Here is a 13,426-nt window from a genome sequence, read left to right on the forward strand (position 1 = left end):
AGTAACGACATCGGGGAACTGACGTAGGAGGGTGACATAGAATGATAAATGCCTGTCATGTATTGTCAAGCGGGAGAAACCCGCGACGCCCAAACTCGCCAGGATCGAAGGGCATAATCGGCAATGGGAGACAAACGTTCATGATTCAACGCCTCAATGCGGCACCCGCAGCGGTCCGCGCAACCTCTCTGGGCAACTCGATCCAGGTCGAGCCAGTCACTTGCACGATCGGTGCGGAGCTCGGCAACGTCAACCTGGGCGCGGCTGCCGAAGACGACCAACTGATGGCCGAAATCCGGGCCCTGCTCTTAAAGTATCGCGTGCTGTTCTTCCGCGACCAGGACATCACTCGCGCGCAGCACGTGGCCTTTGCGCGCCGCTTTGGCGAGCTGGAGGACCATCCTGTGGTGGGCAGCCATCCCGATTACCCCGGACTGGTTCAGATCTACAAAACCCCGGACAGCCCTCCCGAACGCAACGAGAATTCCTGGCATACCGATGCCACCTGGCGCGAAAAGCCTCCGTTGGGCTGCGTGCTGCGCTGTATCGAATGCCCGCCTGTGGGTGGCGACACGATGTGGGTCAACATGGTCGAGGCCTACAACCAGTTGCCCGAGGATATCAAGACGAAGATCGCCTCATTGCGCGCGCGCCACAGCATCGAGGCAAGCTTCGGCGCCGCGATGCCGATCGAAAAACGTCTTGCACTGAAGGCTCAGTACCCGGACGCCGAGCACCCGGTGGTGCGCATTCATCCCGAAACCGGAGAGAAAGTCCTGTTCGTCAACGGGAGTTTTACGACGCACTTCACAAATTACCACCATCCCCGAATACCAGGTGCGTTTTCGTTGGAAGAAAAACAGTGTTGTGTTCTGGGACAACCGCTCAACCCAACACTACGCAGTGATGGATTACCCCCCGTGTCACCGAAAGATGGAGCGCACCGCCATCATCGGTGACGCGCCTTACTGAAAGATCGACGTGGCCTCTACGAAAACGACCGTTCTCATCGTCCCAGGCTTGCGTGACCATGTGCCGGAACACTGGCAGACCCTGCTGGCGGCGAAACTGCCTGGCGTGGTCAGCGTCGCCCCGCTTGAGCAAGACAAGCTGAGCTGCGCTGCCCGCGTCGACGCGATCGATCGCGCGCTAGCCACCATCGAGGGGCCGGTGATCATCGTGGCGCACAGCGCAGGCGCGATGATGGTCGCCCATTGGGCGGCACGAGGCGCCACACCCGAGATCCTCGGCGCACTGCTTGCAGCGCCCGCGGACCTCGAGACGCCCATGCCGGCAGGCTACCCGACAACCGACACACTGAGCGACCACGGCTGGCTGCCGATCCCTCGCGGCAAATTGCCGTTTCCGAGCATTGTTGCGGCAAGCAGCAACGATCCCCTGACGCGTCTCGATCGCGCCCGTGACCTGGCGCAGGCGTGGGGCAGTCGCTTCGTCGAACTCGGCGAGGTCGGGCATCTGAATCCCGCGTCAGGCTATGGCGAGTGGCCGCAGGCCGAAGCGTTCATTCGCGAACTCTCGTGACCGAAACACGGCCGAGTGCCATCGGCCGGGAAAAAAGGACCCGGACTGCGGAATTTGAAAACGACAGTGCCGCCAGGGACGACCGGACAGATTCAATGACCACGATCCGTATGCTTACCTGACGGCCGCGCCGGAACGGTAGTAACCCAGCCGGCCAGTTGCGCGGCCGGGCTACTACCGCTGCACCGGATATTTCCTATTATTCTGGCTGGTAGTTAATGGACTTCAGCAGCGCGGACTGTTGCTGGTACGCCTGCTTCAGGTCCGCCATCAACTCTTCCGAGGTGGCGCCCCCGCCCTGCTCCATGCCCATGTCCTTGACGCGATTCTGCACTGCGGGTTGCTTGAAATACGCCAGCGTCGCCTCGCGGATTTTTCGCTGGACTGCCGGAGCGACATCCGGGCGGGACCACACGGCGAACCAGCCTGCTTCCGCCAGTTGTGGGTAACCGAGCTCCTTGAAAGTCGGCACATCCGGCAATCCGGCAATCCGCGTCGGATAGTTCAGCGCAATCGCTTTGATCTTTCCGGCCTTGATCAGCGGCAATGAGGTCGTCACGCCATCGAACATCAGGGGCACATGGCCGCCCATCAGGTCGTTCAATGCCGGGGGAGAGCCCTTGTAGCCCACATGCCGCATTTGCACATGCGTGAGTTGCCCGAGCAGCATGCCCGAGGTGTGGCCCTTCAGTCCCGCAGCGTAAGAAGCGAAGACGAGTCCGTCTTTTTGCGATTTGCCGTAGTCCACCAACTGCTTCAGGTTGGAGACGGGCACATCCTTGTTGGCAACCAGCACCAACCCCGTGCGACTGATCTGGGCCAGGGGCTTCAGGTCCGCAAAGGGGTTGTAGTGGACCTTGTAGGCCAACGGCGCTTCGCTCACGACGCCGCCCTGGATGACCAGGAGAGTATGGCCATCCTTGCCGTTGGACTGCAAATCGCTGATCGCCAGCGCGCCGGCGGCACCGGGCTTGTTCTCTACGATGACCGGCTTGCTCAATGTCTTCTGCAGCCCTTCCGCCAGCAGTCGCGCCAACGCGTCGGCACTGCCGCCGGCAGGCCCCGCCACCACCAGACGAATCGGCTTGCTGGGCCAAGCCTCCTGGGCCTGGGCCATGGGGATCCCACCGGCGACACCAACACCGATCGCCAAGGCGTAACCGCGCCACCGGAAGTTATTGGTCTGCTTCTTCATGTCTATACCTTTTGATTGCTACGCTTTGCGTGTTTGGAAAGGTCTGTCGCCGATGACCTCGATGCCGCACTAAACCTTCAGGCCGGCGATCCTGTGGCAGGCTTTGCGATACATTCACCCTTTGTCCATTCTCGGATCGCACCGGGTCAACCGGCTTGACCGATTACGACAAGTTTTTGCCATTTCGCGCAAACAGCGGGAAAACCCTAGCAAGACATAGCGAGCGCACTTTCGAAGACGTCTCTTGCGAGCGCTGCCAGTATCAGCCGTGCAGGGATCAAGGTCTTGAGGTTCCATGGCTGCAAGGCCCCGTCGTCGTCGACACACGCGGCCAACGGGAGCGCATTGAACAGGGCAACGGGATACGGGTATGTATCGATGCCGTTGGCCTTGGCGGTGTCCACCAGGGAGTGCGGGTTGGCCGAAGCGCTGGCCCCGCCACGGTGTCGCAGAACAACCGGTTTCTTCTCTTCTGGAAGGGCTTCCATGGTCACCAGGCATGGCGCCTTGCAGATCTGATGCGCTACGGGTACCAACCGACTCCTCGAGGTGTGCCGAATCTGGCCCTTATGGTGATCCAGTGCTCCCTGCGTCGGCGAATTACTGTCGTAAATGGCCAAGTTCACGGCGTGCAAGGTAAAGCGGGAAGTAGCGCCAGGCTAGATGATCCGGTGCGAGAAGTCCTTACCGAGGATCGTGTCGTCGAACGTGATGCCACCGTGTTCGTGGGCCTTGACTGATCGAGCGTCGAATTCCAAAGCGCGCACGGCGACACAAAGAAAGCGCCCGGCAAAGCGCCCGGCGATGCTGATGGCCAGCAGCCACCACTGCCGCCCTGGCCCGAAGGCCTTGCTTCACACCGCCCACACGACAGCAGGCCGCACCAATAGCCATCAGTTTCGAGAATCACTAGAGGAGACAGAATTGAACCCATGTACGAGTAACGCGATGCCGGCTGAGCCGGCTGCGGCTCCCACTGGTGCCCGACCCTACGCGTGGGTCGTGTTTGCATTGATGTTTTGCCTGTTACTGTCCGACTACATGTCGCGGCAGGCGATCAATGCCTTGTTTCCACTCTTGAAAGTGCAGTGGCAGATTTCCGATACACAGCTCGGTTCGATTAGCAGCGTGGTGCCGTTGGCGGTTGGCGTGCTGACCCTCCCATTTTCCATAATCGCGGACCGCTGGGGACGAGTCAAAAGCATTGCGCTGATGGTTGCGGTGTGGAGTGTTGCCACGCTCGGGTGCGCCATTGCCAGCACCTACCACGAGATGTTCGTCGCGCGCTTGTTCGTTGGTGTCGGCGAGGCTGCCTACGGCAGTGTCGGATTCGCTATGCTCGTTAGCGTCTTTCCAAAGCATATGCGGTCCACCATTGCCGGAGGCTTTACGTCTGCCGCCGCTTTTGGGTCCGTGCTCGGTGTTTCGCTTTCCGGCATCATTGCGACGCACTTTGGCTGGCGCTGGTCGATGGGTCTGATGGCGATCATTGGCTTTGTGCTGGTGATCATTTATTACTTCGTGGTCACGGAAGAAAAGCTTGCAAGCGCGCAACCGGACAATGCGAACGGAACTCAGGTATACGGGCATGTGAAACTGACACCGCGTGCGCTTTTCTCCGGCCTGTTTCCGTCCCGTTCCGTCTTTTGCGCGTACCTCGGCTGCGCCCTGCAGATCTTCGTTCAGGGTACGCTTTTCGTGTGGCTGCCCAGCTACCTGAATCGCTACTGGGGCATGCCTGTCAGCCAGGCGGCCGTACTGGCGGCCGGGCTCGTCCTTGTCAGCGGCCTGGGCCAACTCATGTGCGGTGTGATGACCGATCGGATCAGCGGGGATTCGTCGCTCAAGCGGTGGAACATGGCCATTGGCTATTGCCTCGTGCTAGGCACTCTGCTGGCGATTGCGTTCCGCTTGCCACAAGGTAATCTGCAACTCGCGCTCCTTGCGCCCGGCGTGTTCTTCCTTGCGAGCTCGTTCGGCACATGCAGCGCGATCATTGCCGGAGCCACACCGCCAGCTATTCATGGCTCGGCATTTGCCACACTGACGTTGTTTAACAATATATTGGGACTCGCAGCAGGCCCCTTTATCACCGGTATGGTAGCGGACGCGGTCGGTCTTCAAGTCGCCTTGCGCTGGCTACCGCTCGCGGCAGTTCTGCCCTTCACCGTGTTCCTCATTGGCAGATGGTGTTACGTCGCGGAAACGCGACGCGGCTGAGCGCGCTGCCGGCACCCAACCCATCGTCCCCACGATCCTCCATCGCGGGGACGATGCAGGATCCCGTTGATCGATTCAGGCACGGCCATTGAATATCTCGGTTCCGAGTTGCACGAATGCCCGTACCGCCGGGGATATTTCCCGACGCCTGTGAGCTAGCGCCAGGTGCACTGAGAATTTAAAGTCGGCGATCTGCGTGTAAAAGATACCTGGCTGGGAGAAGTTCTGCATTGACTCAGGCACTATGGCCACTCCGTATCCCGCGGACGCGAGGCAAATCGCGGAGATGAAATCCTGGACGCGATATTCCAGATGAGGCGTGAACCCCCCGGCTTTGCCCAGGGCGGATAACGCAGACCCGAATCCTTCCTCGTCCGCAAACTGCGGGACGATAAAGGACTGATCTGCTAGCGCGCGCGCTGAAACCGTCCCTCGCTTTGCAAGGGGATGACTTCCTGTCATTGCGGCCAGCAGGCGTTCAGTCTGTATGACTTTCGTGATGACGCCGGCCGGATAGAGCCGTCTTGGCCTGACAATTCCCACATCGATCTGGCCATCGCTGAGCGCTTCGAGCTGCCTTGGCGTTTCCATTGGCACGACTTCGATCCGGACCATCTCGTGTGATTTCCGAAACTCGCTCAGCATCATGGACAAAAGGCCGCTGCTTACGCCAGATGCCACATAGCCGACACGGATGACGCCAGCCAGCCCTCGGGCAGCCAAGCGTCCCACCTGGTCGGCTCGCTCAATGTGCCGCAACGCCGCCACAGCCTCGGCATGGAACAGGTGCCCCGCGTCGGTAAGTGACACCGGCTTCCTTTTGTTGCGATTCAAGAGCGTGACCCCCAAATCTTGTTCAAGGCGCTGGATCTGGGTGCTGAGCCCTGATTGGGCGACACCCAGGCGATCTGCCGCCTTCGCAAAGTGAAGCTCTTCCGCCACGGCGAGGAAACACTGCAACTGGCGAACGTCAATCATCGTTTTAATCTCGATTTCGGAACAAAGATTACTGTCTTCCATCTGGATCATATCAAAGAATCCAGATGAAATAGCGCCATACAACATCCCGGAGAGCTATCGATGAATGCCCCGTTTCCTGCCGCAGTGCTTGCCAGCAATGACGAGCCCCGTTTCCAATTATCTGCCCACGCAGATCACCATCGCATCCTGCATGTGACCGTTGAGCGCGAGGCCCTTCTTGGGTTCCTGCACGACGTACGCAAGGTCGATGTTCAGAACCTCGAGTATGTCCCCTTCATGCGCTACGAGCTCGCGGATGTACTCGCGAAGCACGTCGGCGAGGACTTCGCTACAACCATCAACGGCATTGTGAAGGATCGGCAGCATGGTGGCTTTACGGTAGGCCTCCAGGGACTGACGACGGACGCCGACGATTTCGTTCGCTTCGGCACTGCCATTGGGCACCTCCTTGGTCCCAGCAACCACGATGCGATGTCGGGCAATTACTATGCTCGCTTCGTGGTCAAGCACACGGACGATAGCGACTCCTATTTGCGCCAAGCCTATCGACTCTTCACGATGCACACCGATGGCACCTTCGTTACCGAAGCGACGGACTGGCTGTTGATGATGAAGTTTGCAGAACAGAATGCAATCGGCGGCGAGTCCCGATTCCTGCATCTGGACGATTGGGAGGCGCGTGACCGGTTTGTCAGTCACCGTCTCGGGACGCAGCCTTTCCTCTACAAGGCACCGGGGTCCAAGAATGTCGGCGATAGAGTCGAGCGCCCACTCTTCTTCCAGAATGAGTTTGGGTTGTCGATGTCCTTCATCGATCAGTTTGTACAGCCTCGCAATCGCGAGGAGGCTGCATTTCTCAACGACCTGTCGACTTCCATGGAGGCTTCGCCGGGAACAAAGGAAGTGTCGCTACCCGTCGGCGATCTGGTTGTCCTGAACAACTACTTCTACCTCCACGGGCGTGCGCCGTTCGAGAAGAACGAGGCGCTGTTCCGTGAGCTGATGCGCCAGCGAGGCACGTTCGCCTAATGATCGATGTGATCCGGCGTGGCTGATAGTGACAGCGGTTGGGCCTGATAGACGCTTCAAATCAAGATGACATCTCAAACAGAAGTTGCAGAAAGCCAAGCCGTTCCGAGCGCTGGAATGCCCGCCAAGCCTGCCTATGGCGCCAACCGTCAGATTCATAGACGACTGCGGCCGATCCTCTCGCTTGCCGATTTTGAAGTCGCGGCAAAGAGAGTGCTTCCGCGCCCGATCTTTGGCTACATCGCCGGTGCCGCGGAGGATGAAAAGTCGCTTGCCGCGAACAGGACGGCATTCGACGAGGTCAAGTTTCGTCCCAAAGTTCTTGTCGACGTGTCGGGACGGTCGCAAGCGACTGAGATCTTTGGGCAACGTTACGCGTCTCCCTTTGGCGTGGCGCCCGTTGGAATCAGTGCGATTGCCGCTTACCGCGGCGATGTGGTCCTCGCGCAAACGGCGCGGGAAGAGCGGATACCCGCAATCATGAGCGGCACGTCCTTGATTCCGATGGAAGCCGTTCAGGCGGCCGCGCCAGGTACGTGGTTTCAGGCCTACCTGCCAGGTGACGCCGCGCGCAGGGATGCCCTGATTGAGCGGATTGAAGCGGCCGGGTTCGCTACGCTTGTCCTTACGGTTGATATTCCCGTTTGGGCCAACCGGGAGAATAACGTCCGTACTGGCTTCTCTTTGCCTTTGCGACCATCTGTCCGCCTGGCATTCGATGGCGTGTCTCGGCCGCGTTGGCTGGCCGGGACGTTCGCCAGAACCCTCGTTTCGAGTGGGATGCCGCATTTTGAGAATTCTTTTGCGTCTCGCGGCGCGCCGATCCTGTYGGCCTCCGCCATTCGCGATACGACGGGACGCGATCACCTGAGCTGGACGGATATCGAGCGAATCCGGCAAAGATGGCGCGGCAACCTGGTCATCAAGGGCATTTTGCATACGTCCGACGCCGCACGCGCTGTCGCCTTGGGCGCCGACGGCATCATTGTCTCGAATCACGGCGGGCGCCAATTGGACGGTGCCGTGGAACCGCTTGCTGTATTGCCGGAGATTTGTGAGGCAGTCGCGCACAAGACAACCGTCATGATGGACAGCGGTATCCGGCGAGGCGGTGATGTTCTGAAAGCGTTGGCACTGGGAGCCCGCTTTGTCTTCCTGGGGCGACCTTTTGTTTACGCTGCGGCCGTTGGGGGAGCCGAGGGCGTTCGCCACGCCATAACGCTCCTGCGCGATGAGGTCGACCGAAATATGGCCATGCTGGGCGCGACGACCATCGCGGACGTGAACAATAGCGTCATCGTCCAGGGCCACAGAACCCGCCGAATTGCATCGCGCTTCTCTACTCCCGTGTAGCCCGCATCGCCAAACGCATGGTCCTCGTGGCCATGCGGCAATGCCTGCGCCTGCGATACGTCCGACTCGTCGGCCCCTGGGGTAGTTTGGCTAGAGCGCCGCTATCGGCCGCTGCCACGGCACAACGCTTTTCATCGCCGCCAGGAAGTGCTGCCGGCGCGTTAACCTGCCCTTACGCTTCCGCAAAACTGATTTGACGCTTCATTCCCGTACCTGACTTTTACACATGCTCATGACAACGCGCTCAGCCGATGTCGCGACGACTCGCGCACCGATTTGATCGGCACTTTCCCGGCGTCATGTGATCGGGGTTGAGCACGCGTGCCCAAACCGGCGCACTCACGCCGCGCAGAGTCATTCGGAATTGAAGGGTGCAGATCGCAGGCAGATGATCGGAAGCCGTACGTGCATTCAGGGGGGAGGCGGCATTCACATCGTGGCTATGCCTGGTTCCGGGCAACATGATCTCTGTCGGCAAGATACTGCCGTCAAAGACGCGCCGCTCGCCCAGCAAGGCCTCTGCCGCGCGGCATCTTGTTGCCGTCGCATTCGGCGAGCCGGATACCACGCCGAGCGACTTTTACCGACGGCGGTCGGCGCGGATCGGCGACGCCAAGGCGATCGCTATCACCGCTACCGCCACCGTTAATGAGATCGCGGCGCTCTTCTGCGACACACAGGGCCATGGCGTGGGACATGTGGATCCCGAGGCCGCGTACAACGAAGAACGCTGCCGACAGCGGGTCCTGAACAACCTGACCCGACTGCCAAATCACTGGGTTACGCTTCGCCGACCAATGCAGCCTGACGGCTCGCGTTTCCCAGGAAGCGGGAACACTCAAATCTCGAAAATGGACGAACCCGTGGTCTTTCGAGCTTCCAGGTCCCGATGCGCCTGCACGGCGTCCTCCAAGGCATAGCGCTGATTGATCTCGATGCGGATGCGGCCTGCCGCCACGTGGCCGAACAGCTCATCGACCAGTGCCGCCTTCTCGGCCGGATCGGCGATGTAATCGGCCAGGCCCGGGCGGGTCAGGTACAGCGAGCCCTTGCGGGCCAGAATCTGCGGATCGAACGGCGGGATCGTGCCGGAGGCGGTACCGACGCAGACCATCAGCCCGCGGCGCTTGAGGGAGTCCAGCGAGGACATGAAGGTGGCCTTGCCCACGCTGTCGAAGACCACGGACACACCCACTCCGTCCGTCAGTTCCCGCACGCGCTTGGCCACATCCTCATGGCTGTAGTTGATCGTGTGATCGCAGCCGTGGGCGCGCGCCACTTCGGCCTTGGCATCGGTCGAAACCGTGCCAATCACCGTCAGCCCGAGCAATTTGGCCCATTGCGAAACGATCAGGCCAACACCGCCCGCTGCGGCATGCAGCAGCACGGCCTCGCCCGCCACGAAAGGATAGATCCGACGCACCAGGTAAGCAGCGGACAAGCCCCGCATGGTCATGGCCGCCGCGGCTTCGCAACTGATGGCCTCCGGCAGTTTGATCAGCAGTGCGGCAGAAATCAGCCGCTCAGTGCTGTAGGCGCCCAGCGTGTTGATAAAACCTGTGTAGGTCACACGGTCGCCGACCGCCAACTGGGTCACGCCGGCACCAACTGCCTCGACCACGCCGGCTGCCTCGTTGCCGACGCCGCTGGGCAGCGGAACCTGGTAAATGCCACCGCGGAAGTAGGTATCGGCAAAATTCAGGCCCACGGCCACGTGGCGGACGCGGACCTCTCCCGGTCCCGGTTCACCAACCTCAACGTCCTCGAAACGAAGGACCTCGGGCCCACCCGTTTCGTAGAATTTAACGACTTTTGCCATGTTGTCTCCTGTTCTGTATCAAATATGACAGTTCGCCTGCGGCTTGCCGCTTGCACTCGCCAAAGGACAAATGAATTTGGTGGCACAGTTGGTCAGGCTGCAGAAAATTTGCCATGGGCGGCTTGGGAAAGCCACCTATGGCCTCTCCCGGCTAGCAGTGATGCTCAAGCGGGAACGGCTTGGATTGCTGCTGGGCTCCGGGCGTTCAAGCGTCGCTGCGTATCGGCCTTGTGATGTAACCATTGCGGTCCGTAGGGCGCGGCTTGAATGACCAGAGGCTGCTGGTTTTCAGGCAGAAGAGAGTTGTCCAGAAGTGCATTTGCATCTCGCTTACCCGGTTGAAGTCAGAGTGTCCTTCGCGATGAGTGAATCATCTGGCCTGGCGCCACTTCCCGCTTTACCTTGCGCGCCTCGAACTTGTCCTTTTATGACAATGGTCCGCTGACGCGGCAGCACTGGATCGCCGACTACCGCAGCTTCGATCCGGATGGCGAGTCATCAGCAGGCTGCAACCACCTCGGCCGGACGTCTGCGCGGCAATAGCACCCGACCAGCCTTCAAGCATTCTGACGGGCGTAGCCAAAGTTGCTTGTCCTCCACGACGACTTCATAGGTGCGGATACGCAAGCCCGGAGATGCGGTGCACTGGCCGTTGCGAATGTCAAATCGCAAGCCGTGTGCAGGGCAGCTGATAACGTGCTCAACACACGAACCTCCTGCCATGGAGGCTCCCGCATGCGGGCAACTGTTTTCCATGGCAAAGAACTGGCCGGCAAGGTTGAACACGATTGCCGATTGACCGTCTTGCAGCAAGACCAGTTTGCGCGCGCCTGGAGCCAGCGACTCCGGAGGCCCGACCAGAATCCATTCAGAATCAGGCATCGGATTTGCACTCGCAGTTCAGACGCCTGGCCGCCACGGCTTTCTGCATGATCTGAATCAACTCGCTTGCTGGAACTGCGCCAGTGACCGGCCACTGGCCATTGAAGACGAGATAAGGAACCCCTCCTGCATGGCCGGCCCCCATTGAAGACCGGAGCGGAGAGCACGCCCTGGCATCCCAACTGAACCCTGACGATTGAGCCAGGGCCTGCAGTGTCTCGGTCGAACCGATGTCTTGCCCCTGGGAGAAGAATGCACGGTAGATGGACTCTACCAACTGGTACATGGACTCCGGCACAAGCCTGGACTGGGCCGCATTGACCAGGGCACATGCCAGCGCCGAATTCGGGAAGGTCGCAATGGCTTCGAAGTTCAACGATAGATCAACCGATGCGGCCACAGCGCGAATCTGTGCGCGGCGCATCGCCACAGCCCGCTGGCCACCAAGCCTTGCTTCATAGAATTCTTGGTACGGAATGCCTTGCGCAGGAATCTGCGGCAGCAAGGCATTGGCATGCCATATCGTCTCCAGCACCAACCCAGGATGCTGCTGTCGAATGCTTGCCCATGCTGAGCGCAGATTACGCAATCCAATCCAGCACCAGGGGCAAATCAGGTCAAGGTGAAAATCAACGCGCAGGGTTTGCGGCGATGTGGCGGCAGGAACCGCACCCGAAAGTTCAGAGCAATTCACGCAATAATTCCTTAGCGCCCGGCCAGGGGCCGTATCCAGATGCAGGGTCGATGTGACCGCCATTACCAAGATCGACAAGGCGAGAACGCCGGTCACCCGCCAAATGAACGACCCGCTCGAAGCTGGCCAAGGGATCCGGACGGCTGGCTGCTATCGGGCCGGGAATGGCGGCTTTGTCCGGGGCAGCCCGCAATGCCGCGCACGGCACATCTTATTCCTCGAGCCTGATTCCTGCGTCGTTGGCGATCTTCGTCCAGACTTGCAGATCATTCCGGACGATCTCGCCCAACTGCGCGGAGGACTTTACAGGAGGCGGCTCGAAGTTCAGTTTCTTCATCAGGGCCGCGATCTCCGGCAACGCCTGCACCTTGTTGACCTCATCGGCCAGCCRCTTCGCGATCGCCGGACTAGTTCCGGCCGGCGCGAACATGCCGAACCATCCCACCGTGCTGAACTTGTAACCCTGTTCACCCATCGTTTTGACGTCGGCGAGCTGGGGAGACCGCACGTTGCCCACAATCGCAATGCCGCGCACCTTCCCGGATTGCAGGAACGGAACTGCCACGCTGGGATCGGTCCAGCCGATCTTCAGCACCCCCGAGGATAGTTCGGTGAGCAGTTGACTGGAGGTCCGATATGCGACGTGTTCGGTCTTCATGCCGGTCTGCTTCTTTAGCCACTCCATCGTCAAGTGCGCGGACGAGCCGGTGCCCCAGCTGCCATAGCTGTACTTATCCGGATTCGCCTTCACGAGCGCAATGAGTCCAGGCAAGTCGTGCACCGGCAGATCCGGGCTCACCAGCAGCAACACCCCACCCACCGCAGTCTGCGCGATCGGCACGAGGCTCTTTCTTGCCTCCTGGGAAATGGGCTTGATGACAGCCGGCGCAACCACCATGTTGGATGCCGTTGTGTAGAGAATCGTGTAGCCATCCGGCGCCGCCTTGAGGACGGCGTTCGTCCCGATCACCCCACTGCCACCCGGCCGGTTCTCCACGACCACAGATTGCTTCAGCGATTCGGAAAGGCGGCGCGCCATGACCCGCGCCAGCGCGTCGGTTCCCGATCCGGGAGACGACGGCACGATCATTTGAATCGGGCGCGCGGGCCAGGCTTCCTGTGCCTGGAGCGGACCTGCCGCGCACAAGGCAATGATTGCCTCGGCGCACAGCGCCGCTGCGAGCAGCTTTTTCAGTAATGACATCGTCTCCCCCATGTTTTCTGGACTATCACCCAGCTTGCCAGGTGGTTGTTGCCTCACCAACCAACTGCGCAACAAGCGATTTCTACCGGCCCAGGCTATCTTGAGCACGATCATAGCAGCATTAGAATTTAATGTCGACATTATTGTATTTGTGCGATGCACGCGACGCGCTGCCACCGGCTCCTCGTGGTGCTTGATGGTGAACTTGACGCCTGCGGGCATCGCCGACAGCACAGGGGCGTTGGCGGTTCTGGAGACGCTAACGAAGTGCCGGCCGGGACTGGGGATCTGTTTGCAGATGGTGCGTACGATCGTCGCACTTTGATGGATAGAGCCGCGACGCTCGATTTCGTCGTGCAGGTGGTGCGCCGCCACGAGGATCAGGTTGGTTTCGCGGTGCTACCCCGGCGTTGGGTGATGGAGCGTACCTTCGGATGGAGGGACTACGAGCGGCGTCCTGATGCGTCCGAGACCATGGTCTATATCGCAATGGGCGGGCTGCTACTG

Annotated in this window: 12 protein-coding genes and 4 pseudogenes; 7 read left to right on the forward strand and 9 right to left on the reverse strand. The window is 60.1% G+C overall.

The features are described from left to right. The first annotated feature begins 140 nt into the window (after positions 1-140). Positions 141-972 (forward strand): annotated as a pseudogene (locus AC1DKD_RS31570) (TauD/TfdA dioxygenase family protein). A gap of 9 nt (positions 973-981) precedes the next feature. After that, positions 982-1,542 (forward strand): RBBP9/YdeN family alpha/beta hydrolase, encoded by a 561-nt coding sequence (locus AC1DKD_RS31575; RefSeq protein ID WP_441627895.1) that lies wholly within the window; start codon positions 982-984, stop codon positions 1,540-1,542. A 199-nt stretch (positions 1,543-1,741) separates the two neighbouring features. Here AC1DKD_RS31575 and AC1DKD_RS31580 read toward each other — a convergent pair whose 3' ends face one another. Continuing rightward, positions 1,742-2,737: a Bug family tripartite tricarboxylate transporter substrate binding protein gene (locus AC1DKD_RS31580; protein ID WP_441627897.1), complete on the reverse strand. Its 996-nt coding sequence runs from the start codon at positions 2,735-2,737 to the stop codon at positions 1,742-1,744. 155 nt (positions 2,738-2,892) lie between these two features. Between AC1DKD_RS31580 and AC1DKD_RS31585 the strand changes: the two genes are divergently transcribed. Both AC1DKD_RS31585 and AC1DKD_RS31590 read left to right on the forward strand, forming a co-directional pair. After that, the gene (locus AC1DKD_RS31585) at positions 2,893-3,477 is read left to right on the forward strand and encodes a hypothetical protein (RefSeq protein ID WP_441627899.1); all 585 of its coding nucleotides are present in this window, start codon (positions 2,893-2,895) and stop codon (positions 3,475-3,477) included. Positions 3,478-3,685: 208 nt separating this feature from the next. Next, positions 3,686-4,957: an MFS transporter gene (locus AC1DKD_RS31590; protein WP_441628023.1), complete on the forward strand. Its 1,272-nt coding sequence runs from the start codon at positions 3,686-3,688 to the stop codon at positions 4,955-4,957. A 75-nt stretch (positions 4,958-5,032) separates the two neighbouring features. Here the strand turns inward: AC1DKD_RS31590 and AC1DKD_RS31595 are convergent, their stop codons facing one another. Then, entirely contained in the window at positions 5,033-5,986 is a 954-nt protein-coding gene (locus AC1DKD_RS31595; protein ID WP_441627901.1) for a LysR family transcriptional regulator, read from the reverse strand. Positions 5,987-6,037: 51 nt separating this feature from the next. Here AC1DKD_RS31595 and glaH point away from each other — a divergent pair, with 51 nt between their 5' ends. After that, positions 6,038-6,967, forward strand: a complete 930-nt coding sequence (gene glaH, locus AC1DKD_RS31600) for a glutarate dioxygenase GlaH (RefSeq protein ID WP_441627903.1) — start codon at positions 6,038-6,040, stop codon at positions 6,965-6,967. Between the two features lie 117 nt (positions 6,968-7,084). After that, a complete protein-coding gene (locus tag AC1DKD_RS31605) occupies positions 7,085-8,320 on the forward strand; it encodes an alpha-hydroxy acid oxidase (protein WP_477144132.1) in 1,236 nt (411 codons plus the stop codon). Here AC1DKD_RS31605 and AC1DKD_RS31610 read toward each other — a convergent pair. The 7 genes and pseudogenes from AC1DKD_RS31610 to AC1DKD_RS31640 form a co-directional block, all read right to left on the reverse strand. Beyond that, positions 8,275-8,394: pseudogene (locus tag AC1DKD_RS31610) on the reverse strand (IS5/IS1182 family transposase); the annotation flags it as partial. The gene AC1DKD_RS31605 and the pseudogene AC1DKD_RS31610 sit on opposite strands and share 46 nt — an antisense overlap. Positions 8,395-8,413: 19 nt before the next feature. Continuing rightward, positions 8,414-8,525, reverse strand: a pseudogene (locus AC1DKD_RS31615) (IS5/IS1182 family transposase); the annotation flags it as partial. Between the two features lie 633 nt (positions 8,526-9,158). Then, positions 9,159-10,139, reverse strand: a complete 981-nt coding sequence (locus AC1DKD_RS31620; protein WP_276289740.1) for a quinone oxidoreductase family protein — start codon at positions 10,137-10,139, stop codon at positions 9,159-9,161. 498 nt (positions 10,140-10,637) lie between these two features. Beyond that, entirely contained in the window at positions 10,638-11,021 is a 384-nt protein-coding gene (locus AC1DKD_RS31625) for a Rieske (2Fe-2S) protein (RefSeq protein ID WP_441627908.1), read from the reverse strand. Then, entirely contained in the window at positions 11,014-11,715 is a 702-nt protein-coding gene (locus AC1DKD_RS31630; RefSeq protein ID WP_441627910.1) for a DsbA family protein, read from the reverse strand. The genes AC1DKD_RS31625 and AC1DKD_RS31630 overlap by 8 nt, the downstream gene beginning before the upstream one ends. Beyond that, entirely contained in the window at positions 11,702-11,923 is a 222-nt protein-coding gene (locus AC1DKD_RS31635) for an alpha/beta hydrolase (RefSeq protein WP_441627912.1), read from the reverse strand. The genes AC1DKD_RS31630 and AC1DKD_RS31635 overlap by 14 nt, the downstream gene beginning before the upstream one ends. Before the next feature lie 3 nt (positions 11,924-11,926). Next, the gene (locus AC1DKD_RS31640; protein WP_477144133.1) at positions 11,927-12,919 is read right to left on the reverse strand and encodes a Bug family tripartite tricarboxylate transporter substrate binding protein; all 993 of its coding nucleotides are present in this window, start codon (positions 12,917-12,919) and stop codon (positions 11,927-11,929) included. A 193-nt stretch (positions 12,920-13,112) separates the two neighbouring features. On the opposite strand from AC1DKD_RS31640, the pseudogene AC1DKD_RS31645 reads away from it, so the two are divergent. Beyond that, positions 13,113-13,426 (forward strand): annotated as a pseudogene (locus AC1DKD_RS31645) (transposase); the annotation flags it as partial.

The organism is Cupriavidus sp. 05T313 (assembly GCF_056396665.1).

Coding starts and splice junctions, on each gene's coding strand:
- AC1DKD_RS31580 (WP_441627897.1), bottom strand. CDS start 2,737: ATGAAGAAGCAGACCAATAACTTCCGGTGGCGCGGTTACGCCTTGGCG.
- AC1DKD_RS31625 (WP_441627908.1), bottom strand. CDS start 11,021: ATGCCTGATTCTGAATGGATTCTGGTCGGGCCTCCGGAGTCGCTGGCT.
- AC1DKD_RS31595 (WP_441627901.1), bottom strand. CDS start 5,986: ATGATCCAGATGGAAGACAGTAATCTTTGTTCCGAAATCGAGATTAAA.
- glaH (WP_441627903.1), top strand. CDS start 6,038: ATGAATGCCCCGTTTCCTGCCGCAGTGCTTGCCAGCAATGACGAGCCC.
- AC1DKD_RS31590 (WP_441628023.1), top strand. CDS start 3,686: ATGCCGGCTGAGCCGGCTGCGGCTCCCACTGGTGCCCGACCCTACGCG.
- AC1DKD_RS31620 (WP_276289740.1), bottom strand. CDS start 10,139: ATGGCAAAAGTCGTTAAATTCTACGAAACGGGTGGGCCCGAGGTCCTT.